The organism is Embleya sp. NBC_00896 (genome assembly GCF_045207785.1).
Classification (GTDB): domain Bacteria; phylum Actinomycetota; class Actinomycetes; order Streptomycetales; family Streptomycetaceae; genus Embleya.
In genome coordinates, this window is sequence record NZ_CP108776.1 from 4,166,024 (window position 1) to 4,193,023 (window position 27,000).

The 27,000-nt window shown below is 71.2% G+C and carries 27 protein-coding genes; 22 read left to right on the top strand and 5 right to left on the bottom strand.

All coding sequences use genetic code 11. From position 1 onward, the window contains the following. Positions 1-109: 109 nt before the first annotated feature. Together OG928_RS19015 and OG928_RS19020 are read left to right on the top strand one after the other, a co-directional pair. A complete protein-coding gene (locus tag OG928_RS19015; RefSeq protein WP_406285244.1) occupies positions 110-1,333 on the top strand; it encodes a sensor histidine kinase in 1,224 nt (407 codons plus the stop codon). Further along, positions 1,330-2,028 carry a response regulator gene (locus OG928_RS19020; protein ID WP_406285246.1) on the top strand — a complete coding sequence of 233 codons (699 nt, stop codon included), beginning with the start codon at positions 1,330-1,332 and terminating at the stop codon, positions 2,026-2,028. Before OG928_RS19015 ends, OG928_RS19020 begins: the two co-directional genes overlap by 4 nt. A 101-nt stretch (positions 2,029-2,129) precedes the next feature. On the opposite strand, the gene OG928_RS19025 is transcribed toward OG928_RS19020, so the two are convergent. Further along, the gene (locus OG928_RS19025) at positions 2,130-2,939 is read right to left on the bottom strand and encodes an SDR family NAD(P)-dependent oxidoreductase (protein WP_406285248.1); all 810 of its coding nucleotides are present in this window, start codon (positions 2,937-2,939) and stop codon (positions 2,130-2,132) included. 125 nt (positions 2,940-3,064) lie between these two features. Here OG928_RS19025 and OG928_RS19030 point away from each other — a divergent pair, with 125 nt between their 5' ends. The 13 genes from OG928_RS19030 (at position 3,065) to OG928_RS19090 (ending at position 16,008) form a co-directional block, all read left to right on the top strand. Further along, positions 3,065-3,520, top strand: a complete 456-nt coding sequence (locus tag OG928_RS19030; protein ID WP_406285250.1) for a 2,4'-dihydroxyacetophenone dioxygenase family protein — start codon at positions 3,065-3,067, stop codon at positions 3,518-3,520. A gap of 100 nt (positions 3,521-3,620) precedes the next feature. Continuing rightward, positions 3,621-4,802, top strand: coding sequence for a cytochrome P450 (locus OG928_RS19035; protein ID WP_406285252.1), 1,182 nt, complete (start codon positions 3,621-3,623; stop codon positions 4,800-4,802). A 170-nt stretch (positions 4,803-4,972) separates the two neighbouring features. Further along, on the top strand, positions 4,973-5,410 hold the full coding sequence (locus OG928_RS19040) for a hypothetical protein (protein WP_406285254.1): 438 nt from the start codon (positions 4,973-4,975) through the stop codon (positions 5,408-5,410). A gap of 64 nt (positions 5,411-5,474) precedes the next feature. Continuing rightward, the gene (locus OG928_RS19045; RefSeq protein WP_406285256.1) at positions 5,475-6,413 is read left to right on the top strand and encodes a Rossmann-like and DUF2520 domain-containing protein; all 939 of its coding nucleotides are present in this window, start codon (positions 5,475-5,477) and stop codon (positions 6,411-6,413) included. Further along, complete coding sequence (gene panC / locus OG928_RS19050) at positions 6,410-7,270, top strand: pantoate--beta-alanine ligase (protein ID WP_406285258.1); 861 nt, start codon at positions 6,410-6,412, stop codon at positions 7,268-7,270. The genes OG928_RS19045 and panC overlap by 4 nt, the downstream gene beginning before the upstream one ends. Further along, entirely contained in the window at positions 7,267-7,698 is a 432-nt protein-coding gene (gene panD / locus OG928_RS19055; RefSeq protein ID WP_406285260.1) for an aspartate 1-decarboxylase, read from the top strand. Before panC ends, panD begins: the two co-directional genes overlap by 4 nt. Beyond that, a complete protein-coding gene (locus OG928_RS19060; protein WP_406285262.1) occupies positions 7,695-9,344 on the top strand; it encodes an L-aspartate oxidase in 1,650 nt (549 codons plus the stop codon). The genes panD and OG928_RS19060 overlap by 4 nt, the downstream gene beginning before the upstream one ends. Beyond that, positions 9,341-10,231, top strand: a complete 891-nt coding sequence (gene nadC / locus OG928_RS19065) for a carboxylating nicotinate-nucleotide diphosphorylase (RefSeq protein ID WP_406285264.1) — start codon at positions 9,341-9,343, stop codon at positions 10,229-10,231. The genes OG928_RS19060 and nadC overlap by 4 nt, the downstream gene beginning before the upstream one ends. Before the next feature lie 107 nt (positions 10,232-10,338). Continuing rightward, positions 10,339-11,127 carry a type III pantothenate kinase gene (locus OG928_RS19070; RefSeq protein ID WP_406285265.1) on the top strand — a complete coding sequence of 263 codons (789 nt, stop codon included), beginning with the start codon at positions 10,339-10,341 and terminating at the stop codon, positions 11,125-11,127. A gap of 83 nt (positions 11,128-11,210) precedes the next feature. Continuing rightward, positions 11,211-12,320: a hypothetical protein gene (locus OG928_RS19075; RefSeq protein ID WP_406285267.1), complete on the top strand. Its 1,110-nt coding sequence runs from the start codon at positions 11,211-11,213 to the stop codon at positions 12,318-12,320. A 146-nt stretch (positions 12,321-12,466) separates the two neighbouring features. Continuing rightward, positions 12,467-13,675 carry a hypothetical protein gene (locus tag OG928_RS19080; RefSeq protein WP_406285269.1) on the top strand — a complete coding sequence of 403 codons (1,209 nt, stop codon included), beginning with the start codon at positions 12,467-12,469 and terminating at the stop codon, positions 13,673-13,675. Between the two features lie 47 nt (positions 13,676-13,722). Further along, positions 13,723-15,231, top strand: coding sequence for a bifunctional lysylphosphatidylglycerol synthetase/lysine--tRNA ligase LysX (lysX, locus tag OG928_RS19085; RefSeq protein ID WP_406285270.1), 1,509 nt, complete (start codon positions 13,723-13,725; stop codon positions 15,229-15,231). A gap of 147 nt (positions 15,232-15,378) precedes the next feature. Continuing rightward, positions 15,379-16,008 (top strand): GDSL-type esterase/lipase family protein, encoded by a 630-nt coding sequence (locus OG928_RS19090; RefSeq protein ID WP_406285272.1) that lies wholly within the window; start codon positions 15,379-15,381, stop codon positions 16,006-16,008. On the opposite strand, the gene OG928_RS19095 is transcribed toward OG928_RS19090, so the two are convergent. Next, positions 15,998-16,855: a M23 family metallopeptidase gene (locus OG928_RS19095; RefSeq protein ID WP_406285274.1), complete on the bottom strand. Its 858-nt coding sequence runs from the start codon at positions 16,853-16,855 to the stop codon at positions 15,998-16,000. The two genes, OG928_RS19090 and OG928_RS19095, sit on opposite strands and share 11 nt — an antisense overlap. Before the next feature lie 370 nt (positions 16,856-17,225). Here OG928_RS19095 and OG928_RS19100 point away from each other — a divergent pair, with 370 nt between their 5' ends. The 4 genes from OG928_RS19100 to OG928_RS19115 all read left to right on the top strand — a co-directional run bounded on the left by OG928_RS19100 (position 17,226) and on the right by OG928_RS19115 (position 19,949). Beyond that, positions 17,226-17,582, top strand: a complete 357-nt coding sequence (locus OG928_RS19100; protein WP_406285276.1) for a BlaI/MecI/CopY family transcriptional regulator — start codon at positions 17,226-17,228, stop codon at positions 17,580-17,582. A 169-nt stretch (positions 17,583-17,751) separates the two neighbouring features. After that, a complete protein-coding gene (locus OG928_RS19105; protein WP_406285278.1) occupies positions 17,752-18,636 on the top strand; it encodes a DUF11 domain-containing protein in 885 nt (294 codons plus the stop codon). A gap of 228 nt (positions 18,637-18,864) precedes the next feature. After that, positions 18,865-19,374, top strand: coding sequence for an amino-acid N-acetyltransferase (locus OG928_RS19110; protein ID WP_406285280.1), 510 nt, complete (start codon positions 18,865-18,867; stop codon positions 19,372-19,374). Positions 19,375-19,607: 233 nt separating this feature from the next. Beyond that, a complete protein-coding gene (locus OG928_RS19115) occupies positions 19,608-19,949 on the top strand; it encodes an Lsr2 family protein (protein WP_406285282.1) in 342 nt (113 codons plus the stop codon). Between the two features lie 110 nt (positions 19,950-20,059). Here OG928_RS19115 and OG928_RS19120 read toward each other — a convergent pair whose 3' ends face one another. Beyond that, entirely contained in the window at positions 20,060-20,773 is a 714-nt protein-coding gene (locus tag OG928_RS19120) for an SCO3374 family protein (RefSeq protein WP_406285284.1), read from the bottom strand. A 466-nt stretch (positions 20,774-21,239) separates the two neighbouring features. Here OG928_RS19120 and OG928_RS19125 point away from each other — a divergent pair, with 466 nt between their 5' ends. Next, positions 21,240-23,762: an ATP-dependent Clp protease ATP-binding subunit gene (locus tag OG928_RS19125; protein ID WP_406285287.1), complete on the top strand. Its 2,523-nt coding sequence runs from the start codon at positions 21,240-21,242 to the stop codon at positions 23,760-23,762. 78 nt (positions 23,763-23,840) lie between these two features. Here OG928_RS19125 and OG928_RS19130 read toward each other — a convergent pair whose 3' ends face one another. Continuing rightward, complete coding sequence (locus OG928_RS19130) at positions 23,841-24,293, bottom strand: GNAT family N-acetyltransferase (RefSeq protein WP_406285289.1); 453 nt, start codon at positions 24,291-24,293, stop codon at positions 23,841-23,843. A 163-nt stretch (positions 24,294-24,456) separates the two neighbouring features. Between OG928_RS19130 and OG928_RS19135 the strand changes: the two genes are divergently transcribed. Continuing rightward, positions 24,457-24,693 carry a hypothetical protein gene (locus OG928_RS19135; protein WP_406285292.1) on the top strand — a complete coding sequence of 79 codons (237 nt, stop codon included), beginning with the start codon at positions 24,457-24,459 and terminating at the stop codon, positions 24,691-24,693. Positions 24,694-24,714: 21 nt separating this feature from the next. On the opposite strand, the gene OG928_RS19140 is transcribed toward OG928_RS19135, so the two are convergent. After that, entirely contained in the window at positions 24,715-25,461 is a 747-nt protein-coding gene (locus tag OG928_RS19140; protein ID WP_406285294.1) for a GNAT family N-acetyltransferase, read from the bottom strand. A 317-nt stretch (positions 25,462-25,778) separates the two neighbouring features. On the opposite strand from OG928_RS19140, the gene OG928_RS19145 reads away from it, so the two are divergent. Next, entirely contained in the window at positions 25,779-26,999 is a 1,221-nt protein-coding gene (locus tag OG928_RS19145) for a DUF2382 domain-containing protein (RefSeq protein WP_406285297.1), read from the top strand. Position 27,000: the final 1 nt, after the last annotated feature.

Here is a 27,000-nt window from a genome sequence, read left to right on the forward strand (position 1 = left end):
TCCCCGACCCGGGTCGGGGTGGCGGTGCGTTCGGGTGCGACTTGCGGCGGAGGGATGATTCGGCACCCGGGCTGACGCGCGGACGCGCGGGTCCCCGTAGCGTCGAAGTGTGCAACGAATCTATGCCTGGCTGCGAGCACACCCCCTGTGGGTCGACTCGGTGTGCACGATTCCGGTATTCGGCCTCGGACTGCTGCAGGTCGTCTCGGACACCACCGTGGACGTTCCGCGCTGGTGGTGGTTCCTGATCGTGACACTGCTCAGCCTGGGCATGGCGCTGCACCGGGTGCGCCCGCTGACCGCGACCGCCCTCGTGGTGGCCGGCGGCTTGATGCAACTGGTGTGGGACGGCTCGCTCACCGCGGCCAACTACGCGATGCTCGTCGTGCTGTACACGGCCGCCAAGTCCGGACCGCGATGGCTCTCGCGGGTGGGGCTCGCGATGACCGTGCTCGGGCCGGCGATCCTGCTCGGGCGCTTCCCGGAATCGCAGGAGTCCTCGTTCCGCGACAACGTCATCGGTTTCGGCTTCGTCATGGTGCTGCTCGCGATCGCGTGGGTGCTCGGCGATTCGATGCGCACCCGGCGGGCGTTCTACGCCGAGCTGGAGGAGCGGGCCACCCGCCTGGAGTTCGAGCGCGATCAGCAGGCGCAGATCGCGGCGGCGGCCGAGCGGGCCCGGATCGCGCGCGAGCTGCACGACGTGGTGGCGCACAACGTGTCGGTGATGGTGGTCCAGGCCGACGGCGCGGCGTACGCGATCGACGCGTCGCCCGACAAGGCCCGCGAGGCGCTGGGCACGATCGCGGCGACCGGGCGCGAGGCGCTCGCCGAGATGCGCCGGCTGCTGGGCGTGCTGCGCTCGCAGGCCGAGTCCGAGGCGTACGTCCCGCAGCCCGGCGTCGACCAGCTCGCCGAACTGGTCGACCAGGTCCGTACGACCGGTCTCAACGTCGAGCTCAAGGTCGAGGGCGTCCCGGTCGAGCTGCCGCAGAGCGTCGCGCTCACGGCCTACCGGATCGTCCAGGAGGCGCTGACCAACACCCGCAAACACGCCGGGCCCGATGCCACCGCGACGGTCGGCGTCGGCTACGGGGAAGATGGCCTGGAGATGGAGATCAGCGACGACGGGCGGGGAGCCGCGGCGCCGGGGGACGGCATGGGCCATGGTCTGGTCGGCATGCGCGAGCGGGTCGCGATGCTCGGCGGCCGACTGCGGACCGGCCCGGCCGTGTCCGGCGGGTGGTCGGTCACCGCGACGCTGCCCTACGCCGGGCGCCCCGAGCCCACCTCCGTCGCGCCCGGTAGGACGACACTTCAAGGAGCCAAGTGAGCATCAAGGTGATGCTGGTCGACGACCAGGAATTGCTGCGGACCGGTTTCACCATGGTGTTGCAGGCACAGCCCGACATGAGCGTGGTCGCCGAGGCGGGCGACGGTGTCGAGGCGCTGGAGAAGCTGCGGCACGTGGACGTGGACGTGGTCCTGATGGACGTACGGATGCCGCGGATGGACGGCGTCGAGGCGTGCCGGCGGATCTGCGCCGAGACCGGCGAGAACGCGCTCGTGCTGCCCGAGGGCCGGTTGCGGCCCAAGGTGCTGATGCTGACCACGTTCGACCTGGACGAGTACGCGTTCGCCGCGCTCAAGGCGGGCGCGAGCGGCTTCCTGCTCAAGGACGTCCCGCCGCCGGAGCTGCTGTCCGGTATCCGCGCGGTGGCCTCCGGCGACGCGGTGGTGGCGCCGAGCACGACCAAGCGCCTGCTCGACCGCTTCGCGCCGATCCTGCCCAGCGACCACGAGCCCCGCCCCGACGTGGTGGACGCGCTGACCGAGCGCGAGCTGGAAGTGATGATGCTCGTTGCGCAGGGCCTGTCCAACGCGGAGATCGCGCAGCGCCTGTTCCTGTCCGAGGCAACCATCAAGACCCACGTGGGCCGGATCCTGATGAAGCTCGGACTGCGCGACCGCGTACAGGTCGTGGTCCTCGCGTACGAGACGGGCCTGGTCAAGGCCCGGGGCCGCTAGCCGTCCGGACCGCGTTCGGCCTCGAACGCCGGCGGGTCGATCGGCCGAAGCCGGCCGGAATCAGCCCGTCCGGCGTTTGAGGACACCCGGCCGCAGGCCGGTCAGTCGGTGTAGAAGCCCCCGTCGGGGTGCAGCATCTCGCCCGTGAAGTAGGACGACTGGTCGCTCGCGAGGAAGAGCGCGGCGTTCGCCACCTCGCGCGCGCTGCCCATCCGGCCCAGCGGCACGCTGCCGAGCAGCCGCTGCTCCAGTTCCGGCATCCCCCGCAACACCGCAGTCATGTTGGTCTCGATGAAGCCCGGACCGATCGCGTTGACCCGGATCCCGGCCGGCCCCAGCACGAGCGCGGCCTGCTTCGTCAGCATCCAGACACCCGCCTTCGAGACCGAGTACGCCGGGGTGCCGGCCTCGGGGTGCTTCGCGGCTATCGACGCGACCGTGATGATCGAGCCGCGCCGGCCCTGGTCGACCATCCGCCGCGCGGCGGCCTGTACCGCGAGCAGCGTGCCGGTCAGGTTCACGTCCAGGACGCGCTGCCACTCGCCGAGCGGGCTGTCGGTGAAGCGCTTGATCGGGTCCCGCTCGATCGCGATCTCGGGGCTCGGGCGGCCGCTCACGTAGTCGGCCGTGGATATCCCGGCGGCGGTGACCAGGATGTCGATCGCGCCGAACATGTCGATCGCGTGCTGCATCACGGTCTCGGTGTCGGTCGGGCTGCTCGCGTCGGTGTGCATGTACGTGGCCCGCCGGCCGCGCTTCTCGACCGCCCCGATGGTGTCCATCGCGGCCTCGTCGAGGATGTCGGCGACCACGATGTCGGCCCCCTCCTCGGCGAACCGCTCGCAGCACGCGCGGCCGATCCCGTTCGCGCCGCCGGTGACCACCGCGACCCTGCCGTCGAGTTGTCCCATGTCCCGTCCCCATCCCCGTCGCCATGCGATCGATGATGTTGCCCATCCCACGCGACTCTCGAAACTGACCGGTCCTTGAGGCATGCTGTTACACCGTTACAGACGCAGTCTCCGGGAGGAACCCCATGACCATCGCCACCGGCCGCCCCGCGGTTCACATCGGCTCCGAGGACCTGCCGTTCGTCGAGATCGGCGACGGCAACAAGCTCAAGGTGCTGTGCGTGAAGGAGGAGGAGGGCCTCTGGATCGTCGAGAACGTCTTCCAGCCGGGCTTCGCCGTCGAGACGCACCGGCACACCGGTCCGGTCTACGGCTACACGACGTCGGGCGCGTGGAAGTACGCCGAGTACGACTACGTCAACCGCGCCGGCTCCTTCCTGTACGAGCCCGCCGGCTCCGTGCACACGCTCACCTGCGTCGAGCCGGACACCCGCGTGTGGTTCCAGATGTACGGCGCCAACCTCAACCTGGACGCCGACGGCGACATCACGTCGGTGACCGACGGCCCGGGCACGCTGCGCGCCTACTACGCGCTGTGCGAGGCCCAGGGCTTCGGCCGGCCGAACGTGCTCGTGGGCTGACCCGCCGGCGCCCGATCCAGCCCGATGCCGCCCGGCCCGCCCGGGCCGGATCCCGCGCGACCCCGTCTCCGTCACCGTCCCGCCGTCCCGAGGGAGCGTCATGACCATCACGCCCGACCTGACCGGACCCGACCTCTACAGCCCCGAGCTGTACGTCGACGGCCCGCCGCACGCGCTGCTCGCCGAGCTGCGCCGCACGAACCCCGTGTACTGGCAGGACATCCCGGGACAACCCGGCTACTGGGCCGTGCTGCGGCACGCCGACGTCGAGTACGTGTCGCAGAACCCCGCGATCTTCTCCGCCGAGGCCGGCGGGATCATCCTGGAGGATCTCGAACCCGACCGGCTCGAAGCGCTCCGCGGCACGCTGCTCTCGATGGATCCGCCCCGGCACCGGGCCTACCGCAAGCCGCTGGTCAAGTCCTTCACCGCGAAGGTCGTCGGCGGCATGGAGGACCGGATCCGGACCATCTGCCGGGAGATCTTCGCGCGGGTGGGCACCGGTGACGTCGAGTTCGTGCACGACGTCACCTCCAGCCTGCCGACCCAGGTGATCGGCGAGCTGATGGGCCTGCCGCCACAGGACTGGGACCGCATCCACGCGCTCGCCGAGCGCAACACCGCGGGCGAGGGCGGCAGGGCCGCGATCGAGATGGCCCGCTACGCGATCGGCTTCGCGGCCCGGCGCCGGGTCGAGGAGCCGCGCGAGGACATCACGTCGCTGATCCTGGACTCCGAGTTCGGCGGCAGGATGATGACCGACCTCGACTTCGGCCAGTTCTTCGTCCAGCTCGTGACGGCCGGCAACGACACCACCAAGACCATGCTCTCCGCCGGGCTGCACGCGCTGCTGACCCACCCGCAGCAGTTCGCGGCGCTGCGCGCGGACCCCGCGCTGGTCCCGGGCGCGGTCGAGGAGATCCTGCGCTGGGCCAATCCGCTGCACTACTTCCGGCGCACCGCAACTCGGGACACCGAGCTGCGCGGCGTCGCGATCAAGGCCGGCGACAAGGTCGCGATGTACTACACGTCCGCGAACCGCGACGAGGAGGTCTTCGCCGACCCCCAGCGCTTCGACATCACCCGCAAACCCAATCCGCACCTGTCGTTCGGCTTCGCCGAGCATTTCTGCCTGGGCGTGCACATCGCGCGCCTGGAGGGCCGGGTCTTCTTCGAGGAGCTGCTCGCGACCTACCCGACCATCGAGCTGATCGGCGCCCCCGAGCGACTGCGTTCGAATTTGAACAACGCGCTCACCCGTCTGCCGGTACGGCTGGGCTAGACGTGGGCTGGACGTAATACGCGGCCCGCGGGCGGGGTCGGGAGCTCCCGGCGGCGGTGGCAGGCATGCGATGCCGGTCAAAAGGGGACACATAAGCGACGGACTCGGGGAAAGAAGAGGGCCGAACCCTCGTACCTGGTCATTCGTCACCGGTCTCCGGGAGGCTCCCCATGGGATGCCGTCAGCTGGTCATACGGGCGAGTCGGCGCTGTGCGCTCGCGATCGCCGCAGTCGGGATCGTCGCGACGGCCGGGGCCCTGGACGTCGACTCCGCGCGCTCGCCGTCACCCGAGCGCAGTAGCGCCCCCGCACCGGTGGAATCGGCCCCGACCGGGACCGGGTCGAACCCCTCCGCGTACACGCTGCACACCGAGGGCGGGCCGCGCAGCGCGCGCGTCGCGCGGGTGGTCACCGGCACGATGCTGCTGACCGGCCTCGTCCTGACCGCGCTCGGCGCGATCGGCATGCGCGGGCCGGAGCTGATCCGCCGCAAGGTCCGCATCCGGGTCTCGTACCAGGCCGGCGCCACCCGCTACCGGTGGTCGCCGCCGGGCGCTCTGCCGCTCAACCTCCCGGCCAACCCGGAGACCGGCCCGCCCGGCGCGTGAGTACCCTGATCGGGCCAGTACTCGTCCGGTACCCGCCGCGGACTGGAACGGAAGGCTCGCTCGCGTGAACAACGACATCAACGCACGTCCGAATCCGCACGGCCGCTCGCCCGACCCCGCCGCCCGCCCCGCGCGGCTGCGCGTGGGAGTCGTCGGCACCGGTCGTGTCGGCCCGACCCTCGCCGCCGCGCTGGCCCTCGCCGGGCACTCGGTGGTGGCCGCGTCCGGCGTCTCCGAGGCGTCCCGGCGCCGCGCCGAGGAGCTGCTCCCCGGCGTCCCGCTGGTGACGCCCCAGGAGGTCATCGCCGCCTCCGACCTCACCCTGCTGACCGTCCCCGACGACGCGCTCGCGTCGCTGGTGAGCGGTCTGGCCGAGACCGGGGCGATCAAGGCCGGTCAACTCCTGGTGCACGCGTCCGGCCGCTACGGCGTGGACATCCTCGAACCGGCCACCCGCGCCGGCGCGCTGCCGCTCGCGCTGCACCCGGTGATGACGTTCACCGGCAGCACCATCGACCTCGAACGGCTGGCCGGCTGCTCCTTCGGAGTGACCTCGCCACAGGTGCTGCGCCCGGTGGCCGAGGCGCTCGTGGTCGAGATGGGCGGCGAGCCCGAATGGATCGAGGAGCACGACCGAGCGCTCTACCACGTGGCCCTCGCGAACGGCGCGAACCACCTCGTCACCCTCGTCGCGCAGTCGATCGAGCTGCTCGGCGCCGCCGGCGTGCGCGCCCCGGGCCGGATGCTCGGCCCGCTGCTCGGTGCCGCCCTCGACAACGCCCTGCGGGCGGGCGACCAGGCGCTGACCGGTCCGGTCGCGCGTGGCGACGCCGGCACAGTCGCGGCGCACGTCGCCGAGCTGCGCCGGGTCTCGCCCGAGGCGCTCGCCGCCTACGTCGCGATGGCCCGGCTGACCGCCGACCGCGCGCTGAACGCGGGCCTGCTCAAGGCCGAGGCGGCCGAGGCGCTGCTCGACGTGCTGGCCGAGAGGGGCCGGAAATGACCGCGGTACAGCTCGCCCGCACGGCCGCCGAACTGGCCGCGCTCGGCGCCGACAAGGGCCCGCGCGCCGTGGTGATGACGATGGGCGCGCTGCACGACGGCCACGCGGCCCTGGTCCGGGCCGCGCGCGAGCGGGTGGGCCCGGCGGGCCTGGTCGTGGTCACCGTGTTCGTCAACCCGCTCCAGTTCGGCGCCGGCGAGGACCTCGACCGCTACCCGCGCACGTTGGACGCGGACCTGAAGGTGTGTCGGGAGGCGGGCGCGGACGTCGTGTTCGCCCCCTCGGTGGACGAGGTGTATCCGGGCGGCGAACCGCGCGTACGGATCACCGCCGGCCCCACCGGTGCCGTCCTGGAGGGCGCGTCGCGCCCCGGCCACTTCGACGGCATGCTGACCGTGGTCGCCAAACTGCTGCACCTGACCGCCCCGAGGGTCGCGTTCTTCGGCGAGAAGGACGCCCAGCAGCTCGCGCTGATCCGGCGCATGGTGCGCGATCTGAACTTCCCCGTCGAGGTCGTGGGCGTTCCCACCGTCCGCGAACCCGACGGCCTGGCCCGTTCCAGCCGCAACCGCTACCTGTCCGCGGCCGAGCGCGAGATCGCGCTCTCGCTCAGCCGCGCGCTCGCGGCCGGTGCCCGGCGCACCGGCGACGGCGCGAAGGCCGTCCGGGCCGCGGCCGAGGACGTGCTGGGCGCGGTCCTGGCACCCGACTACGTGGAGCTGGTCGACATCGACGACTTCACCCCGGTGGCCGAGGACCACGCCGGGCCGGCGATCCTGGCGATCGCGGCCCGCGTCGGCGCCACCCGCCTCATCGACAACGCCCGCCTGACGATCACGGGAGTCCCCCGGTCATGATGCGCACGATGTTCAAGTCCAAGATCCACCGCGCGACGATCACGCAGGCGGACCTCCACTACGTCGGATCCATCACCATCGACGAGGATCTGCTCGACGCCGCCGACATCCTGCCCGGCGAACTCGTCCACGTCGTCGACATCGACAACGGCGCGCGCCTGGAGACGTACACGATCGCGGGTCCGCGCGGCACCGGCGTGATCGGCATCAACGGCGCCGCCGCGCGCCTGGTGCACACCGGCGACCTCGTGATCATCATCGCGTACGCGCAGGTCACCGACGCCGAGGCACGGGCCATGCGGCCGCGCGTGGTGTTCGTCGACGCCGCCAACGCGATCACCGGCACGGGGCACGACCCGGCCGAGGCGCTGCCGGGCGGCGAGACGGTGCGCGGCGACCGCGTGGTCCCCGCACGGGCCGCGCAATGAGTACGCCCGCACTGCCCGCGCGCCTCGCCGCACCCGACCCCGGGTGGACCGTGCGCGCGGACGTCATCGTGGTCGGCTCCGGCGTGGCCGGCCTGACCGTCGCGCTGCGCGCGCGGCGGGCCGGGCGGGTCCTGCTGGTGACGAAGGCACAACTCGACGAGGGCTCCACGCGCTGGGCCCAGGGCGGGATAGCCGCCGCGCTCGGCGAGGGGGACACCCCCGAACAGCACCTGCGCGACACGCTCGTGGCCGGTGCCGGGCTGTGCGACGAGGAGGCCGTGCGCGTCCTGGTCACCGAAGGCCCGGACGCGGTGCGCCGGTTGATCGACACCGGCGCCGAGTTCGACCGCGGCCCCGACGGCGACGTGCTGCTCACCCGCGAGGGCGGGCACCTGCGCAACCGCATCGCGCACGCCGGCGGCGACGCGACCGGCGCGGAGATATCGCGTGCGCTGGTCGCGGCGGTGCGGGCGACGCCCGACATCGAGGTGATCGAGAACGCGCTCGTGCTCGACCTGCTCAAGGACGCGGCCGGGCGGGCGTGCGGAGTCACCCTGCACGTGATGGGCGAGGGCGCGCGGGACGGGGTCGGCGCCGCCGTGGGGCGGGCCGTCGTGCTCGCCACCGGTGGCATGGGCCAGGTGTTCTCCTCCACCACGAACCCGTCGGTGTCCACCGGCGACGGGGTCGCGCTCGCGTTGCGCGGCGGGGCCGAGGTCACCGACCTGGAGTTCGTCCAGTTCCACCCGACCGTGCTCTGGCTGGGCGCGGGGGCCGAGGGGCAGCAGCCGCTGGTCTCCGAGGCCGTGCGCGGCGAGGGCGCCTACCTCGTGGACGCGGCCGGGACCCGGTTCATGACCGGCCGGCACCCGCTCGGCGAGCTGGCCCCGCGCGACATCGTGGCCAAGGGCATCATGCGCCGGATGGCCGAGACCGGCGCCGAGCACATGTACCTCGACGGCCGGCACTTCGGCGCGGACATGTGGAAGCACCGCTTCCCGACCATCCTCGCCGCGTGCCGCGCGCACGGGATCGACCCGGTCACCGAGCCGATCCCGGTCGCGCCCGCCGCGCACCACGCGAGTGGAGGGGTACGGACCGACCTGCACGGGCGCACCACCGTGCCCGGCCTGTACGCGTGCGGCGAGGTCGCGTGCACCGGTGTGCACGGCGCCAACCGGCTCGCGTCGAACTCGCTCCTGGAGGGCCTGGTCTTCGCCGAGCGGATCGCGGCCGACCTGGAACGGGACATGCCGCCGCTCGCCGAGCCGGTCGCGCCGACCGGGCCCGCCGGGCTGCTCGCCGAGGAGGTCCGGCTGCCCCTCCAGCGCGCGATGGCCGGGGGTGCGGGCGTGCTGCGCGATGCCGCCGGTCTCGCGAGCGCGACGGCCGAGCTGATCGGGCTGTCCGCGCGCACCAGCACCGACCCGTGTACGCAGACGTGGGAGACCACCAACCTGCACCTCGTCGCGAGCGCGCTCACCCGCGCCGCGCTGGTACGCGAGGAGACCCGCGGCTGCCACTGGCGCGAGGACCACCCGGACCCCGACGACGCCGCGTGGCGTGGAAACCTCGTCACGTCGCTGCGCGACGGCGCCGTCCACGTCGCCTACCAGGCACACGAACCCAAGGAGCCGACCGCGTGAGCACCGCCCAGCTGTCCGCCGACCTCACGTCGCGCCTGGCCGAGGCCGGCCTCGACCCGCTCGCCGTCGCCGCGCTCGTGCGCGCCGCCGTCGCGGAGGACCTCGACGGCGGCGTGGACGTCACCTCGGTGGCCACGGTCCCCGAGGAGGCACGCGGCCGCGCCGACTTCACAGCGCGCGCGGCCGGCGTCGCCGCGGGCATCCCGGTCGCCGAGGCCGTGCTCGAAGTGGTCTGCGGCCCCGACCTGATCGTCACCCGGCACGTCGGCGACGGCGACGCGGTGACCCCCGGCACGGTCCTGTTCACCGCCGAGGCGGGCACGCGCACCCTGCTCACCGGCGAGCGGGTCGCGCTCAACCTGCTGTGCCGGCTCTCCGGCGTCGCCACCGCGACCCGGGCGTGGGCCGACGCGATCGCGGGCACCGCCGCGGCCGTGCGGGACACCCGCAAGACCACCCCGGGCCTGCGCGCCCTGGAGAAGTACGCGGTGCGCTGCGGCGGCGGGGTCAACCACCGCATGTCGCTGTCCGACGCGGCGATGGTCAAGGACAACCACGTCGTCGCCGCGGGCGGGGTGGCCGAGGCGTTCAAGGCCGTGCGCGCGGCGTTCCCGGACGTGCCGGTCGAGGTCGAGGTGGACCATCTCGAACAGATCCCGCCGGTGCTGGAGGCGGGCGCCGACCTGATCCTGCTCGACAACATGAGCCCGGCGACGATGCGCGAGGCGGTCGCCCTCGTCGCGGGCCGGGCCCGTCTGGAGGCCAGCGGCGGACTCACCCTGGAGACCGCCCGAGAGGTCGCCGAGACGGGCGTGGACTACATCGCCGTCGGCGCCCTCACCCACTCCGCCCCGATCCTGGACGTCGGCGTGGATCTGCGCGCCTGAGCGACCGGTACGGTTCACCGGATCAGCTGTCCCCGCTTTGACCCAACCCTTCCCGAAGCCGCGCTCCGTCCCCCACGGCCCGAGCCAGAACACCAAGGACGCCCACGATGTTGCTCACCATCGACGTCGGTAACTCGCATACCGTGCTCGGCCTGTTCGACGGTGACGAGATCGTCGAGCACTGGCGCATCTCGACCGAGGCCAGGCGGACCGCCGACGAACTCGCGGTCGTCCTGGCGGGCCTGCTCGGCCAGCACCCGCTGATCGGTGCCGACGGCATCGACGGCATCGCGATCTGCTCGACCGTGCCGTCCGTGCTGCACGAGATGCGCGACATGGTGCGGCGCTACTACGGCGACATCCCCACGGTCGTGGTCGAACCCGGCGTCAAGACGGGGGTGCCGGTCCTGATGGACAACCCCAAGGAGGTCGGCACCGACCGGATCATCAACGCGCTCGCGGCGGTCAAGTTGTACGGCGGCCCGTGCGTGATCGTCGACTTCGGCACCGCGACCACCTTCGACGCGGTCAGCACCAAGGGCGAGTACGTGGGCGGCGCGATCGCCCCCGGCATCGAGATCTCGGTGGACGCGCTCGGCGCGCGCGGCGCGCAACTGCGCAAGATCGAGCTGATGCGCCCGCGCAGCGTGATCGGCAAGAGCACGGTCGAGGCGATGCAGGCCGGGATCCTGTACGGCTTCGCGGGCCAGGTCGACGGCGTGGTCAAACGGATGGCGGCCGAACTGTCCCCGGACGACCCGGACGCGGTCACCGTGGTGGCCACCGGCGGGCTCGCGACACTGGTCCTGGCGGAGGCGTCGGTGATCGACGTGCACGAGCCGTGGCTCACCCTGATCGGCCTGCGGATGGTCTACGAACGCAACGCGGCGGTCTGAAAAACACAAGCATCAAATAAGCCGGATTGTCCTGAACGACGCATACAGTGCGTGGTATGCCGACGCCACATGGTGACCACGGGATGGCTTTCAGCGCGCACGAGGTGCGAATTCTGCGCCGGGCGCTGGCCGTCGCGCTGCGCGGCGGGCGCGACTCGGTCGACTTCTGGCTCCTCGGCCGCGCGATCGGCGAGGCCCAGGACGAGCGTGAGCGACTGCGCGCCTTCATGACCGCCGAATTGCGGCGCTATCGCGCGGCGTTGCCGGGGGCGGCCTCGACCTTCCTGGCCTGCCTGCGCAACGCGGTCGACGAGGTCGCGCACGTTCCCTCGGCCGAGGACCTGGCCGCGCTGCGGATCACCCTCGACCTGCCCTGCGGCGAACGCGAACGCGCGAGCAGGGCGGCCCTGTTGCGCCGCTGCACCCGATTGGCCGAGGCAGCCCTCGAACAACGCCTCACCGACCGCGCCCGCCGGCGAGCCGCCGCCGAGACCGCACGGGCCGGCAGGGTCGACCCCTTGGACATCCTGATCCCGGCCCGCCCGAGGCCCACCCCACGGCCGGCCCCACCCCACATCGAGACAGCCCCCGCCCCGGAGCCACTCACTCCCGAGGAACTCCTCCCGACACCCGAACTCCCGGACCCCACCCTCCCGTCCCCCGAGCCACCCGAATACGCGGCACCGGCCGCACCCGAGGAACTCGCCGCGCGCGAGGAGCTCGCGGCCCCCGAGGAACTCGCCGCGCGCGAGGAGCCCGCCGCCCCCGAGGAGTCCGCCGCGCGCGAGGAGCTCGCGGTGCCCGAGGAGCCCGCGGCACACGAGGAACTCGCGGCCCCCGAGGAGTCCGCCGCGCTCAAGGAGCCCGAGGAGCCCGAGGAGCCCGAGGAGCCCGCGGCGCCCGAGGCCCTTGAGGAGCACGAGGACTTCGAGGAGTACAAGGACCGCGAAGACCACGAAGACCTCGAAGCTCCCCAAGTCCCCGAAGGCCCCCGGGAGTTCGAAAGCGAGCCACCGACCGCGGTCGACCCCGAGCCGGATTCGGTCGAGGAAGCCCCAGCCGAAGTCACCGAGGAGACGCCCCGACCGGAACCGGCCCGAGAATCCCTCTCCCCGGTCATCCCACACCGCCGCCAAGGCCGCATCCTCGGCCAACTGCCCGTCCCGGAAATCCTCCAGGCCGGCACCGGCTGACCCGAACCCTCGGGACCGCCGGCGCGGGCGGCTCCGAGGGCGAGGACGTGGAGGCGGCTCCGCCCCTTTGCGGGGTGGGTGGTGGAGGGGTGTTCACTACCGGCCGGTAATCTGCGTTTCTCATGCGTGGGTCCTCGGGGGAGTTCATGACGGCCATCCGTCTTTCGCGGGCGTGGAGTTCGGTGCTGGTCGTGGTGGTCGTCGCGCTGGCGGCGGTCGGTTCGGTCGCGCCGGTCGCGACGGCCGGTGGTTCGGATGTGCTGGTCCGGGTTTCGGTGGCGTCCGAGGTCGGGGTGGTCCGGGGCGGATTCGTCCAACCGTTGGCGTTGTGGGTGACGCCGGGCCGGCCCTTCGCCCGCGCGCCCCAGGGCGCGTACGTCGACTTGGCCTTCACCGACGCGGGCGGTGTGCTGGACATCGAACTCTTCGGGCCGTTCCTGTGTGCCCGCGCGGACGAACTCCGGCTGCACTGCTCGATGGACGGGCTGACCCCCGGCGACCTGTCGACCGGCCTGATCCGCACGTCGTTCGCGGCCAACGTGTCGAACCTCGGCCGGGACCCGGCGCGGCGGCATGTCGAGGTCACGTCCGGGGTGCCCGGTGGCCGGATCAGTCGGACCGGCTTCGACGTGGTCCCCGAGCAGCCCGCCGACCTGGCTCCGGAACCGACGACGCAGTCCCTCGTCCCGTCCGACCCCGGCGCGATCTTCCACGCCCCGCTGCGTTTTCGGAACGTGCGCGGGCGCACCGTCGACGGCGTATCGCTGATCGTGCGGACCCGGCACGGCCTCGCACCGGTGCGCGGGCACGACAACTGCCGGTACGGCACCGGGTCGGACGTGGACACCGCCGTCTGCGACTTCCCCGTATCCGTAGGCCCCGACGCGTCGTTCGAGGTGGCCGGCGGCCTTGCGATACACGTCGCGAGGAACGCCCGGGTCGAACAGGTCGACGCGGTCTACCGCTTCCTGCCGACCGCCGATGCGGCCGAGGCAGTTCGGTCGGAGAGCGCCCGCTGGGAGCCCGGTCACGGGCCGGCCCTCGGCCTCGTCGCCGCGGCCCCGATCGTCTTGGAGCCACCCGAGGGCGTCGACCCCGAGGCGTTCGCGGACCGGGAGACGGCCGCCGCGGATCGACCGTACGAAAGCCGCGACACCTTCATCGCCGACCTCGACCGCGGTGGCTATCGCCTCCAGGACCCGCCGGGCAGCGGGCCCGGGTCGGACCCGAACGGCAGGTTGTGGAACATGGCCGGCGCCGCGATCCTCACCCTCGCCATCGCCGCCGCCCTCTACGGGATCCTGCGCCGTCGCCCCCGGCCCGGCCCGCCGGCACCCGGCCTGTTCCCCGGCTAGGCGTATATCGGTTCGGGGAGCCGATACGCGGTGGGTAGCCTTGTCCCGTGACCGAGCAGAGCGCAGCGCAGCCGCAGATCGACGACCTTCCCGAGCAGATGCGGGTCCGCCGCGACAAGCTCGACCGGCTTCGGGCCGAGGGCACCGACCCCTACCCGGTCGGATTCCCCCGGAGTACCACCGTGGGCGCGCTGCGCGCGGAGTTCGACGGTCTCGAAGCCGACGTCGAGACCGGTCGCCGGGTCGGCATCACCGGCCGCGTCGTGCTCTACCGCACCGGCGGCAAGCTGTGCTTCGCGACGCTGCGCGACGGCGACGGCGACATCCAGGTGATGGTCTCGCTCGACGGCGTCGGTGCCGAGTCGCTCGCCGCGTGGAAGAGCGACGTCGACCTGGGCGACCACGTCGGTGTCGAGGGGCAGGTCATCACGTCCCGCCGCGGCGAGTTGTCGATCATGGTCGACAACTGGGCGATCACGTCCAAGTGCCTTCGCCCGCTCCCGGACAAGCACAAGGGCCTGACCGATCCCGAGGCCCGGGTCCGGCAGCGCTACGTCGACCTCATCGTCAACGACGAGTCGCGCGCGATGCTGCGCACCCGCAGCCGGATCGTCCGCTCGATCCGCGAGTGGTTCGACACCAGGGACTTCCTGGAGGTCGAGACCCCGATGCTGCAGCCGGTGCACGGCGGCGCCACCGCGCGCCCGTTCGTGACCCACATCAACGCGTACGACATGGACCTGTTCCTGCGCATCGCGCCGGAGCTGTATCTCAAGCGCCTGGTCGTCGGCGGCGCCGAGAAGGTCTTCGAGATCAACCGCAACTTCCGCAACGAGGGCGCCGACTCGACGCACAACCCCGAGTTCACGATGCTCGAGGCGTACGAGGCGTACGGCGACTACAACACGATGGCCACGCTCACCCGCGAGGTGTACCAGCACGTCGCCCAGGCCGTGTTCGGCACGCACACCTTCCGGTACGGCGACGGCGAGGTCGACATCTCCGGCGAGTGGCGCGAGATCACCGTCTACGGTTCGGTCTCCGAGGCGGTCGGCGACGAGGTCACCCCGGAGACCCCGATCGAGACCGTGCGCAAGCTCGCCGGCGCGCGCGAGATCGAGTACGACAAGTCGTGGGGCCAGGGCAAGCTCGTCCAGGAGATCTACGAGGCACTCGTCGAGCACACGATCGTCGCGCCGACGTTCGTGCGCGACTTCCCGATCGAGACCTCGCCGCTGACCCGCCAGCACCGCACCACGCCGGGCGTCGCGGAGAAGTGGGACCTGATCGGCTTCGGCATGGAGCTGGGCACCGCGTACTCCGAGCTGGTCGACCCGATCGAGCAGCGCCGCCGGCTCACCGAGCAGTCGCTGTTGGCGGCGGGCGGCGACGTCGAGGCCATGCAGATCGACGAGGACTTCCTGCGGGCCCTGGAGTTCGCGATGCCGCCGAGCGGCGGCCTGGGTCTGGGCATCGACCGGATGATCATGGCCTTCACCGGCCGGGGCATCCGCGAGACCATCCTGTTCCCGCTGGTCAAGCCGACCACCGACTGAGCGGGACCCGGCTCGGAACGGAAACCCCGGGGCGTGCCCCGGGCGGGCGACGCGCGCACGGCGGCGAGGATGTCGACCGTCGCCCTCCCGGGGGTCCTGTCGCTGTTTCCGGGCGCATCACCCGTTCGTACGCATAGGGTCGGCCGCATGGAAGCAGCCCCCGATCTCCGGATCTGCGTCGCCGGCGACTCGTTCGTCCAGGGCGTCGGCGACCTCTCCGGCGGCGGATGGGTCGGTCGCCTCGCGGCCGAGTCCCGTCGCCGTGACCGGCAGTTGACCGCGTACAACCTCGGCGTCCGCCTCGAGACCTCCGCCGACGTCGCCGAGCGCTGGTACGGCGAGGCCGTCCCGCGCATGCGGCACGCCGACGGCTACGGCATGGTCTTCGCGTTCGGCGCCAACGACGTCGTCGTCGAGAACGGCCGCCGGCGCGTGAAGCACGAGGACAGCGTCGCCAACCTCGACGCGATACTGGACACCGCGACCGGCGCGCGCTGGACGTGCCTGGTCGTCGGTCCGCCGCCGATGCCCGCCGACGTGAACGGGGTCGACAGCGCGCTCACCCTCGAGGACGCCTTCGCGAAGACGTGCGCCGCCCGCGGTGTCCCCTTCGTGCCGGTACAGCGCGCGCTGCGCGAGGACCCCGCGTGGTGGCGCAGCGTCGAGGCGTGCGATGACGGGGCGCACTGCGACGGCGTCGGTTACGCGATGCTCGCCGCACTGGTCGCCGAGGGCGGCTGGTGGGACTGGTTGGACTCGCTGACGATCAGGGGCTGACGCCCTTGCCGCGCAGCCACGAGCCCGGGTCCACGGCCGAGCGGCCGCCCGGGTGCACCTCGAAGTGCAGGTGCGGGCCGGTCGAATTGCCGGTGGTGCCGACGTAGCCGATCAGGTCGCCCGCCGCGACGGCGCCCGAGGTCTTGGCGAACCGCGACTGGTGGCAGTACCAGGTCTGGGTGCCGTCGGGGTGGGTGATCACGATGCGATTGCCGAACGCGCCGGCGGTCCCGGCGGAGGTTATCCGTCCCGCCGCGGCGGCCTTGATCGGGGTGCCCGACTTCGCGGCGAAGTCCAGGCCGGTGTGCGTGTGCGCCCAGCGCGAGCCGCTGTTGCCGAAACGACCGGTCAGCGTGTAGCCCGAGGTCGGCAGCACCCACCCGGTGGCGGCCTTCTCGGCGGCCTCGGCCTCGGCCCGCTCGGCCTCCGCGCGTGCCTCCGCCTCTGCCTCCGCGCGTGCGTCCGCCTCGGCGGCCGCCTGTCGCTCGGCCTCGCGCTCGGCCTGCTCGGCTTCGGCGCGCTGCAATTCGCCCTGCCGCGCGTCGGCGGCGAGGAGCTGCCCGTCGCCGAGCGCCGCGCGCTCCTGCGACCGGGCCGCGACGTCGACACCGCGATCGGCGAGCCGCTGGTCCGGGCCGGACGTCGGGGTCGGGTTCCGTGCGGCGAACGCCGCCGTGGTCGCGCGGTGCTCGACCGAGCCCGCCCCCGATGCCTGTACGCCGGCGGAAACCGCGACGGCGACGACCGCCAGGCCCGAGACCAGAGTGACCGGGCGGCTCGGGCGCAGGCCCTTGAGACGCGAGACGCGGTCGGTGGGCGCGAGCGGGGCTTCGGGGGTGTTCGGCACGAATACCTCGGGGGGTTCGACGACATTGCCGAGATCAGTGGTAGCAATCCGCCGTACATCGACCAAGTCGTAACGGAACGGACACTACGACGTCGCGTAGTAGTGGATCACCCGACCCTCGGCCGCCCGATCCGGCACGTCGGGCCGTAGGTCGCCGCCCACGGCGCCCGCCCGCTGTCCGCTCGCAGGCCCCCTGCCTGTGCGGATCGGCGGAATTCAGCTGACCGGCGCCCCGTGCGGGAGTGGGGCGAAAGTCCTTGTTTAAATACGGACAAATACTGACCAATATGTGTCTACGATGCTGCATAGGAGGCCGCGCGGTGCGCGTGACGCAGCTCACGGCATGACGAGGTTTTGCGAAAGGGCCGGCATGACACGTCTCGGTGAACTCGAAGCCCAGGTGATGCTCCGCGTGTGGGCGCGCAACAGTCCGTCGTCGGTGCGCGACGTCCAGGAGGCACTGCTGCCGGATCGCGAGCCCGCCTATACGACGGTGATGACCGTGCTGGACAACCTGTTCCGCAAAGGCATGCTGCGCCGCCGGCTCGACGGGCGCGCCTATCTCTATGAGGCGGTGCGCTCGCGCGACGCGCATACTGCCGAGCTGATGCTCGCGGATTGGGCGGCGGGCGACAGTCGCGCGGGTGCGCTGGTCCACTTCGTCGAGGGGATGACTCCCGATCAGATCGAGGCGTTGCGCGACGCGCTGCGGGTGGCACTTCCGTGAGTCGCAGCGAGGCGTTCCCGACGCGGTTTCTGGGCTGTTCGGGGCCTATCCAATTCGTTCGGCCTAGGCGGAGCACGTTCGGAAGGCGACTCTACGTAATCGTATTAATGATCTACGTAAGGAATGCCGAGTTCTGATCCGAACAGTCCAGCGGAAAGCAGGCCGACACATGATGCGCGCGAAAACCCGAGTACGACGCACTCTCGCGGCGGTCACGGTCGGAGTGACCACCGCGATGGGCGTGAACCTGGCGGCGGCCGGTACGGCCCAGGCGGCCCCCGAGCGCCGACCCGCGCCGCGCGCGAGCGCGTACGGATGGTCGCCGTGGTCGTCCGCGTCGATGTGGTCGTCCTCGCGCGTGGTGCTGCCGCCGGACGACGTGATGGCGGACCTGCGCGGCCAAGTGGACGAGATGCGCGGGACGGTCGGGCAGGAGCTCCAGGACGCGCTCGCCGACATGATGGCGACCCTGGCCGCGTCGCTGCCGCCGGGCGTACCCCTGCCGAACCTGCCCGACCTGTCCGACCTCGGCGTGGTCATGCCGACCGTGACCTCGCCGACGAGGCCCGCGGCGCCGCCGCCGCCCGTCCCGGTCACCCCGCCCAAGCCGCCGGTCCCGCCCGTCCCGCCCAAGCCGCCGATCGACCCGACCGCCACGGTCAGGCTGGAACTGCGCCGCGCGGCCGACCGGGCCCAGGCCAAGCCGGGTGACGTCGTCACGCACACGGTGACCGTCCGGAACGGCGGCACCGCCGACGCCACGTCCGCGGTGGTCCGCAACACGGTGCCGGCCGGCGTGAAACTGATGGATTCGAAGCCGTCGCAGGGTGAATTCGACACCGCGACCGGCCTGTGGAAGACCGGCTCGATCAAGGCCGGATCCGCGGTCACCCTGATTCTCGTGCTCAAGGTGCCGGAAGGCGCGGCCGGATCCGAGATGACCGCCCGATCGAGTTTTGTCACCGCGCCCGGTGCGAAGCCGGTGATCGGCAACGCGTGTAGCGATGACACCACCGCGACGTGTGCCGGCACTCGCGTGGCCGAATCCTCGTAGCGGGAAAGGCTTGTGGGAATCCACTCATATCCGACCTGATCACTCCACAACACATGGTCGTGGTCCGGAGGTATCGAGCCGGATGTATGAAGAACGTGTGGCCCGGGCGTCGGGAAACCCCGCCCGGGCCGCCGTCTGTCGGCCGGGTGATTCCCGGACCGGCGGGGCGGATCGGTGGTAAACAGGGCGGAGCGGCGATCGCTATCGTGATCGCGATAGCGTCAGCCCATGGAAGTGACGATCCGCCGTGCCAGAACGTCCGATGTGCGGGCCATTCGACGCCTTGTGGATGGCTACGTGGGTCTGCGTATCCTTCTGGACAAACCCACGGTCACCCTCTTCGAGGACGTTCAGGAGTTCTGGGTAGCCGAACGCGACGCCGACAGCGAGGTTGTCGCGTGTGGGGCCCTGCACGTGATGTGGGAAGACCTCGCCGAGGTTCGCACTCTCGCGGTGGATCCCGTGTGCCGCGGGCACGGAGTGGGTCACGTGTTGCTCACCAAACTCCTGGAGACCGCGCGTTGGCTCGGCGTCCGACGGATATTTTGCTTGACCTTCGAGGTCGACTTCTTCGCGAAGCACGGCTTCGTCGAGATCGAGGCGACACCGATCGACGGCGATGTCTACAGCGAACTGATGCGTTCGTACGACGAGGGCGTCGCCGAGTTTTTGGATCTGGAACGCGTCAAACCCAACACCCTTGGCAACACGCGGATGCTGCTCCATCTCTGGCAGTGATCTCGATCCGCGTAGACCGCGTCGAGTGTGGTGGAGATCGCGTCCTCCGGACCGGCGAACCCCTTGACGCTTCTTGCCGGTGACGGTGTGGTGTGCGGTGAAGTCACATCCACAAACCCGGTAACGTATTGGCGACTCGACGGGTTCCGCTCGCGTGGGTTTGTATTTTCCCGCAGAAAGCGGTTTCCTTTTCTTGAGCTGGTTGTGAACCCTCCCGATGAAAGGGAATCCTGGTGGCACAGAAGGTCCAGATTCTTCTCGTTGACGACCTCGACGGCGGCAAGGCCGATGAGACGGTGACGTTCGCGCTCGACGGTGTCTCCTACGAGATCGACCTGAGCGCCACGCACGCAGAGCAGCTCCGCGCGGCCCTGACGACCTACGTCGAATCCGGTCGCAAGACCGGTGGCCGGGTCGCCGCACGTCGCGGCGTTCGCCAGGTGGTCAAGGGCGGTGCCGCCTCCGGCGACACCGCCAAGATCCGTGCCTGGGCCAAGGAGAACGGCTACGACGTCAGTGAGCGCGGGCGCGTGCCGGGCAACATCCGCGACGCCTACGAGAAGGCCCACGCCTGATCGTCGACGCCATCGTTGAGCGGTGCCCTCCCCCGATCGCATCGGGGGAGGGCACCGCTCATGTCGTTTTTCGGGATGGCGGAGCGGAGTCTGCGTCGCCCGGCCGCCGGTCAGACCGGGGCGGGGCGGTGGTGGATCAGCAGTCGCGGCCCGCCCGCGCGCGGCCTCGGGAACAGCCGCACGTGCTGGCACGCGTGCGCCAACGTGCTCAGCAGCCGCGTGACGTCCGGGAAGCGCACGTCCACGTGCAGGACGGCACCGAGCGGGTGCGGGTCCCGGACCGGGCCCGCCGGGCCCACGCCGGCCGGTCGGCGCAGCCAGCGCGCCTGCTCCCACGCCCGGGGCCACGGGGCGCGCCACGTCGCCGGCCACGGGGACGGCGCGGCCACCGTGTCGCCCTCGCCGTACGCGCGCAGGTCGAGATCGAGATCGGCCCAGTCCAGCCAATCGAGCAGCGCGGGCAGATCGTCCGCGACGCCCGGGGCCACGAAGAACTGGATCCGTCCCGTGCTCGTCGCGGCCACCGGCCCGACCGGGAGACCGAGCCGCTCGGCCCGATCCAGGGCCCGGGCCCCGGCGGCCCCCGGTACGTCCAGTACGTCGAAGTGCACGCCCGCGGCGAGCCGCACCGGAGCGGCGGGGGCGGCGGCCCAGTACGCCGTGAGCGCGCGCGGATCGGTGGTCGCGGCCGCGATCGGGCCCACGGAGTCGACCGACCCCGGGCCGGCCGGCCAGCCGAGGGTGCGCGCATACCAAAGAGCTTCGTCCAGCGGACCCGGTACGACGGGCGCCGATCGGGACGCGAAAACAAGCGTGGCTGCCATACCGTGTTCAACTCCGGGACGACGGCGAGGTTACGAAAGGTGATATGGCCATCGCAATGAGTGACACATCGCGGAGGGTGCCCACCCGGTGCCGTTCGCGGCGTCGGCGCGGTTGCCCGCATACCTGTCGTGACCTGCCGGTATACAGGAGGTGTCGTCCGGGGTATGACCCGAACATGGAGGGGAGACGGGGAAGCGGAGTAGTCGGCGGTGATCCGGCCGGGTCAAACCGGTGGTCGAAATTGCCGCGTTCGCTTCTGGCGTACTCGGAATCGGCCTCAGTACGTGGCCGGCGGGAACATCGTCTCGCACCATCGGGTTTGACTAGTAGTCCAACGCGGTCCGCAACACGTGGGTCGCACGTCTTCACGGACGAATCGAGCGGTCCTGCGTGCAGGACTAGCATGCGGAAGGACAGGGAGGGGACCGTCCCCGATCTGCACGACCGCTCTGAGGAGCGATAACGATGTTCGAGAGGTTCACCGACCGCGCGCGGCGGGTTGTCGTCCTGGCTCAGGAGGAGGCCCGGATGCTCAACCACAACTACATCGGTACTGAGCACATCCTCCTCGGCCTCATCCACGAGGGTGAGGGCGTCGCTGCGAAGGCCCTGGAGAGCCTCGGCATCTCGCTTGAGGCAGTGCGTCAGCAGGTTGAGGAGATCATCGGTCAGGGCCAGCAGGCTCCGTCCGGTCACATCCCCTTCACGCCCCGTGCGAAGAAGGTCCTCGAGCTGTCGCTTCGCGAGGCGCTCCAGCTCGGCCACAACTACATCGGCACGGAGCACATCCTCCTGGGCCTGATCCGCGAGGGCGAGGGTGTCGCAGCCCAGGTCCTCGTGAAGCTCGGCGCCGACCTCAACCGGGTCCGCCAGCAGGTCATCCAGCTGCTCTCCGGCTACTCGGGCGGCAAGGAATCCGCCGCCCCGGGCGGAAGCGGTCAGGAGGGCACTCCTTCGACGTCCCTCGTGCTCGACCAGTTCGGGCGCAACCTGACCCAGGCCGCACGCGAGGGCAAGCTCGACCCCGTCATCGGGCGAGAGAAGGAAATCGAGCGGGTCATGCAGGTGCTGTCCCGCCGCACCAAGAACAACCCCGTCCTGATCGGCGAGCCCGGCGTCGGCAAGACCGCCGTCGTCGAGGGCCTGGCCCAGGCGATCGTCAAGGGCGAGGTGCCCGAGACGCTCAAGGACAAGCAGCTCTACACGCTCGACCTCGGCGCGCTCGTCGCCGGTTCGCGCTACCGCGGCGACTTCGAGGAGCGCCTCAAGAAGGTGCTCAAGGAGATCCGCACGCGCGGCGACATCATCCTGTTCATCGACGAGCTGCACACGCTCGTCGGCGCGGGTGCCGCCGAAGGCGCGATCGACGCGGCGAGCATCCTCAAGCCGATGCTGGCGCGTGGCGAGCTGCAGACGATCGGTGCGACCACGCTCGACGAGTACCGCAAGCACTTGGAGAAGGACGCGGCCCTCGAGCGCCGTTTCCAGCCCATCCAGGTCGCGGAACCGTCTCTGCCGCACACGATCGAGATCCTCAAGGGTCTGCGCGACCGTTACGAGGCGCACCACCGCGTGTCGATCACCGACCAGGCCCTCGTGGCCGCGGCGACGCTCGCGGACCGGTACATCTCCGACCGGTTCCTGCCGGACAAGGCGATCGACCTCATCGACGAGGCCGGCTCGCGCATGCGCATCCGTCGCATGACCGCGCCGCCGGACCTGCGCGAGTTCGACGAGAAGATCGCCAACGTGCGTCGGGACAAGGAGTCCGCGATCGACGCGCAGGACTTCGAGAAGGCCGCGTCCCTGCGCGACAGCGAGAAGAAGCTCCTCGCCGACAAGGCGAAGCGGGAGAAGGAGTGGAAGGCCGGCGACATGGACGTCGTGGCCGAGGTCGACGAGGAACTGATCGCAGAGGTTCTCTCGACCGCCACCGGCATCCCGGTCTTCAAGCTGACCGAGGAGGAGTCGGCCCGTCTTCTGCGCATGGAGGACGAGCTGCACAAGCGGGTCATCGGCCAGAAGGACGCCATCAAGGCGCTCTCCCAGGCCATCCGGCGCACCCGCGCCGGGCTCAAGGACCCGAAGCGTCCCGGTGGCTCGTTCATCTTCGCCGGCCCGTCCGGTGTCGGTAAGACCGAGCTGTCGAAGACCCTCGCCGAGTTCCTCTTCGGCGACGAGGACGCGCTGATCCAGCTCGACATGAGCGAGTTCTCGGAGAAGCACACGGTCTCGCGACTGTTCGGTTCCCCGCCCGGATATGTGGGTTACGAAGAGGGTGGCCAGCTCACCGAGAAGGTGCGTCGCAAGCCTTTCTCGGTCGTCCTGTTCGACGAGGTCGAGAAGGCCCACCCGGACATCTTCAACTCGCTTCTGCAGATTCTGGAAGACGGTCGCCTGACCGATTCCCAGGGTCGGGTCGTCGACTTCAAGAACACCGTCATCATCATGACGACGAACCTCGGCACGCGGGACATCTCGAAGGGCTTCGGCCTGGGATTCTCCGGGTCGTCCGACGTCAAGACCGGCTACGACCGGATGAAGGCGAAGGTCAACGAAGAGCTCAAGCAGCACTTCCGGCCCGAGTTCCTGAACCGCGTCGACGACACGATCGTCTTCCACCAGCTTTCCGAGGAAGACATCATCCAGATCGTCGACCTCATGATCGCCAAGGTCGACGAGCGGCTGCGCGACCGTGACATGGGCATCGAGCTCCGTCCGGCCGCCAAGGCCCTGCTCGCCAAGCGGGGCTACGACCCGCTGCTCGGCGCCCGTCCGCTCCGTCGGACGATCCAGCGCCAGATCGAGGACAACCTCTCCGAGAAGATCCTCTACGGCGAGCTGCGCTCCGGGTCGATCATCGTGGTCGACACCGAGGGTGAGGGCAAGGAAGAGAACTTCACCTTCGAGGGCATGGAGAAGGCACCGCTGCCGGACGCGCCGCCCATCGAGGCGACCGGTTCGGGCCCGAACCTGACCAAGGAGTAGTACCGGACCGAAGGGGCCGCCCCCGGGAATCACTTCCCGAGGGCGGCCCCTTCGCGTTCCGACCGTGGCGCGCTCGGCTCAGCCGCCCGGGCGCGGGAGGTAGTGCCGAAAGCCCAGGGCGCGCGTCTCGAAGCCGCATGCCTGGTAGAACGCGTGCGCCTCGGCCTCGTCGACGGCCAGGAGCTCGATCTTGTAGCAGCCCGAGTCGGCGGCCGTCGTGACAGCCGCCGCGAGCAGCCGGCGTCCGATGCCGCGCCTGCGGTGCGCCGCCGCGACCACGACGTTCTCCACGAACATGATCGAGCGCCCACCGCGCGTGAGATTGGGCAGCACCGCGCAGTCGGCGGTGCCGACGATCGTCCCGGCCACGTCCGCCACCAGCACCGTACGACCGCGCTGGGTGCCGATGTCTGCCCAGATCAGATGCGCGTCCTCGATCGGCAGCGGCACGTCGTCGGGATTGAACTCGGCGTACAGCGCGAGCACCCCGGGCAGGTCCCGCGCGGTCGCGGGGCGGATCGTCATGGTCATGACGGAAACCTACAAACGTTCGATCGTCCGACACGGCGCGATGCATCGGTGGGATTCCCGGTATGCGCGCCGGCAAAGGCGAATACTGGGTGTCGACGATCATGCTACGGACAGCGACCGGATGCCGCGAGTGGCGAGGTGCGGGGGAGCGGAGGCGGACACGGTGACGGACGAGATCGGCGACGAGGATGCCGGGGCGAGCGAGGCGATCCAGTGCACGGGCTGCCAGGGCACCGGGCTCGACACCTCCGGCCGGGCCTATCGGAACCGGCGGCACGAGGTCTCGACGGTCTGGGCCGGCACCCGCTGCCCGCACTGTCGGGGCACCGGGTGGCTGCGCAACGGACCGACCGACCCACCGGCGGGCTGTACCGGCGGCCCATGGCGCACGGGATCGTGAGCGAACGCCCCCGACCCGGCGTCAGGGGCCCCGCCACGCGGCGGCCTTCACCGGCCGATAGGTCATGCCGAGGCTCTCGTACAGCCGCACCGCGGCGTGGTTGGATTCTTCGACCATGAGGGCGGCGGCGCCGTGCCGGGCGAGTGCCTCGGCCAGAACGAACGCGCACACGACCCGGCCGAGTCCGCGTCCTCGGGCGGCCGGGCCCACCCCGACCCCCGCGAGCAGGCCGATGCTCGGCGCGGACCACGCGAGCGCGGCCACCGCGAGCAGCTCGCCGTCGCTGTCGCGCACCCCCGCCCAGCGCTCGACGCCGGGCATGCCCGGTTTGGCGTAGGAGGTGGGGAATCCGGTCTCGATCAGCGCCGCGACCTCGTCCGCCGCGTCGTCGGCCAGCCAATGGGCCGGGCCGACGCCCGGGTCCGGTCCGCTCGGCCCGGGCAGGTCCATCCACCCGAAGGCCCCGACCTCGACCAGCTCCGGCACGCCCGCCACGAGCGCGGCGATTCGTTCCGGGGCGCCGAACGGCCGGTACGTCGGCCCCACCTCGGCCATGACGTCGCGTACCAGCGGCACCAGCGCGGCCGGCGGCCCGTACACCGCCACTCGGTCGCGTCGGGACAACCCGGCCCCGGCGACCGCGACCGCCCGCCCGTCCGCACTCGCCCACGCCCGCCGTCCACCGACGAGCCCCTGAGCGGCCCAGACGCACATCGCGTCCCCGTCGCAACGGCGCACCAGCTCGTCGTGATCGATCAGCTCCCGCACGCCACAAATCCTGCCGGACGGGCTTCACGAGACGGCTCCCGGGGGTCCGCGCCGGTCTCCGGGGGACACCCGCCGGCCCCGCCGAGGTCGGCCGAGATTCACCCGATCGGGTGAATCCCCGTGCCGTGCCCACGGTCCGCCACATGGCGGGTTCCCGCTGATGCCAAGGCCACCGGTGACTTCGGGCGGGTCCGGTCCCGGGTACCTCCGGTTGTCGCTTCGTTCGATTCGCCGTCTGCTGGTGATCGGAGCTCCCACACGACGACCGCCAGGTCGCGGCATCCCTGCCGCGACGCCGGGAACAGGAGCGTTGGCTCGTGAAGACGAATGTCACCCCGCAGGAACTGATCGGCCGCAAGGTCGTCGATTCCGAAGGCAGCAAGATCGGGTCCATCGGCCAGGTGTACCTGGACGACCGCACCGGCGAGCCGGAGTGGGTCACCGTCAAGACCGGGATGTTCGGCGGACGCGAAAGCTTCGTGCCGCTCGGACCGGCCGAGATGCAAGGCGACGACCTGCGTGTGCCCTTCGACAAGGAACTCGTCAAGGAGGCCCCGAGCCTCGGCTCGGACGAGCACCTCTCCCCCGAGGAAGAGGCCCGCCTCTACCGCCACTACAGCGTCACACCCTCCACCGGCATGACCCGCACCGGGGCTCCCCGCGGCGCCGGCGGCCCCGCGGGTAGGGCGCCCGGAGCCGCCGGAGCCGCCGGAGCCGCCGGAGCGGCGGGAGCGGCGGGAGCGGCGGCCGGCGGGCGACAGCACCGGGCCGACATGTCCAAGTCCCAGCTCGCGGGCACGGACGAGGGCTTCGAGGAGCTGACCGGCAAGCACGACCCGTCGATGCGGTCCGACTCGCTCCAGGCGACCGCGGCGGCCGGCACCGTGACCGATCGGCCCGCGCGCCCGGCGACGGACGCGGACGCGAAGTCCGGCATGGCCTCGCCCACCCCGGCGGCCACCCCGACCCGCTCGACCACTTCCGCCCCGGGCATGGCCCGGGGCGCGGCGACGTCCGCCAAGTCCGGCACCGACAACGCGATGACCCGTTCCGAGGAACGCATCGACGTGCAGGTCGAGACGATCGAGGCCGGCCGTGCCACGCTCCGCAAGGTCATCGAGACCGAGCGGGTGGAGAGGGTCGTGCCGATCATGCACGAGGAGTGGGAGATCGTCCGCGAACCGATCACCAACGCGAACCGGGCCGCCGCACTCGACGGTCCGGACATGCACGAGGCCGCGCACGAGATCGTGCTGCACGCCGAACGGGTCATCGTCCGCAAGGAGGTCGTCCCCGTGGAGCGCATCCGCCTGGTCTCCAAGCGGATCGCGGGCGAGCAGCGGGTGACCGAGGAGGTCCGTCGCGAGCGGATCGAACTGCACGACGGCGACAAGGTGCAGCGCCTCGACGACACGGGCGAGCGACTCGACAAGAACATGGGCGCGCGCCCGGACAAGAACATGGGCGCGCGGCCGGAAAAGAACATGGGCGAGCGACGGGACAGGAACATGGGCGCGCGCCCGGACAAGAACATGTAGC

Coding starts and splice junctions, on each gene's coding strand:
- OG928_RS19025 (WP_406285248.1), bottom strand. CDS start 2,939: ATGGGACAACTCGACGGCAGGGTCGCGGTGGTCACCGGCGGCGCGAAC.
- OG928_RS19030 (WP_406285250.1), top strand. CDS start 3,065: ATGACCATCGCCACCGGCCGCCCCGCGGTTCACATCGGCTCCGAGGAC.
- OG928_RS19035 (WP_406285252.1), top strand. CDS start 3,621: ATGACCATCACGCCCGACCTGACCGGACCCGACCTCTACAGCCCCGAG.
- OG928_RS19040 (WP_406285254.1), top strand. CDS start 4,973: ATGGGATGCCGTCAGCTGGTCATACGGGCGAGTCGGCGCTGTGCGCTC.
- panC (WP_406285258.1), top strand. CDS start 6,410: ATGACCGCGGTACAGCTCGCCCGCACGGCCGCCGAACTGGCCGCGCTC.
- panD (WP_406285260.1), top strand. CDS start 7,267: ATGATGCGCACGATGTTCAAGTCCAAGATCCACCGCGCGACGATCACG.
- OG928_RS19060 (WP_406285262.1), top strand. CDS start 7,695: ATGAGTACGCCCGCACTGCCCGCGCGCCTCGCCGCACCCGACCCCGGG.
- OG928_RS19070 (WP_406285265.1), top strand. CDS start 10,339: ATGTTGCTCACCATCGACGTCGGTAACTCGCATACCGTGCTCGGCCTG.
- OG928_RS19075 (WP_406285267.1), top strand. CDS start 11,211: ATGGCTTTCAGCGCGCACGAGGTGCGAATTCTGCGCCGGGCGCTGGCC.
- OG928_RS19080 (WP_406285269.1), top strand. CDS start 12,467: ATGACGGCCATCCGTCTTTCGCGGGCGTGGAGTTCGGTGCTGGTCGTG.
- OG928_RS19090 (WP_406285272.1), top strand. CDS start 15,379: ATGGAAGCAGCCCCCGATCTCCGGATCTGCGTCGCCGGCGACTCGTTC.
- OG928_RS19100 (WP_406285276.1), top strand. CDS start 17,226: ATGACACGTCTCGGTGAACTCGAAGCCCAGGTGATGCTCCGCGTGTGG.
- OG928_RS19105 (WP_406285278.1), top strand. CDS start 17,752: ATGATGCGCGCGAAAACCCGAGTACGACGCACTCTCGCGGCGGTCACG.
- OG928_RS19110 (WP_406285280.1), top strand. CDS start 18,865: ATGGAAGTGACGATCCGCCGTGCCAGAACGTCCGATGTGCGGGCCATT.
- OG928_RS19120 (WP_406285284.1), bottom strand. CDS start 20,773: ATGGCAGCCACGCTTGTTTTCGCGTCCCGATCGGCGCCCGTCGTACCG.
- OG928_RS19125 (WP_406285287.1), top strand. CDS start 21,240: ATGTTCGAGAGGTTCACCGACCGCGCGCGGCGGGTTGTCGTCCTGGCT.
- OG928_RS19130 (WP_406285289.1), bottom strand. CDS start 24,293: ATGACCATGACGATCCGCCCCGCGACCGCGCGGGACCTGCCCGGGGTG.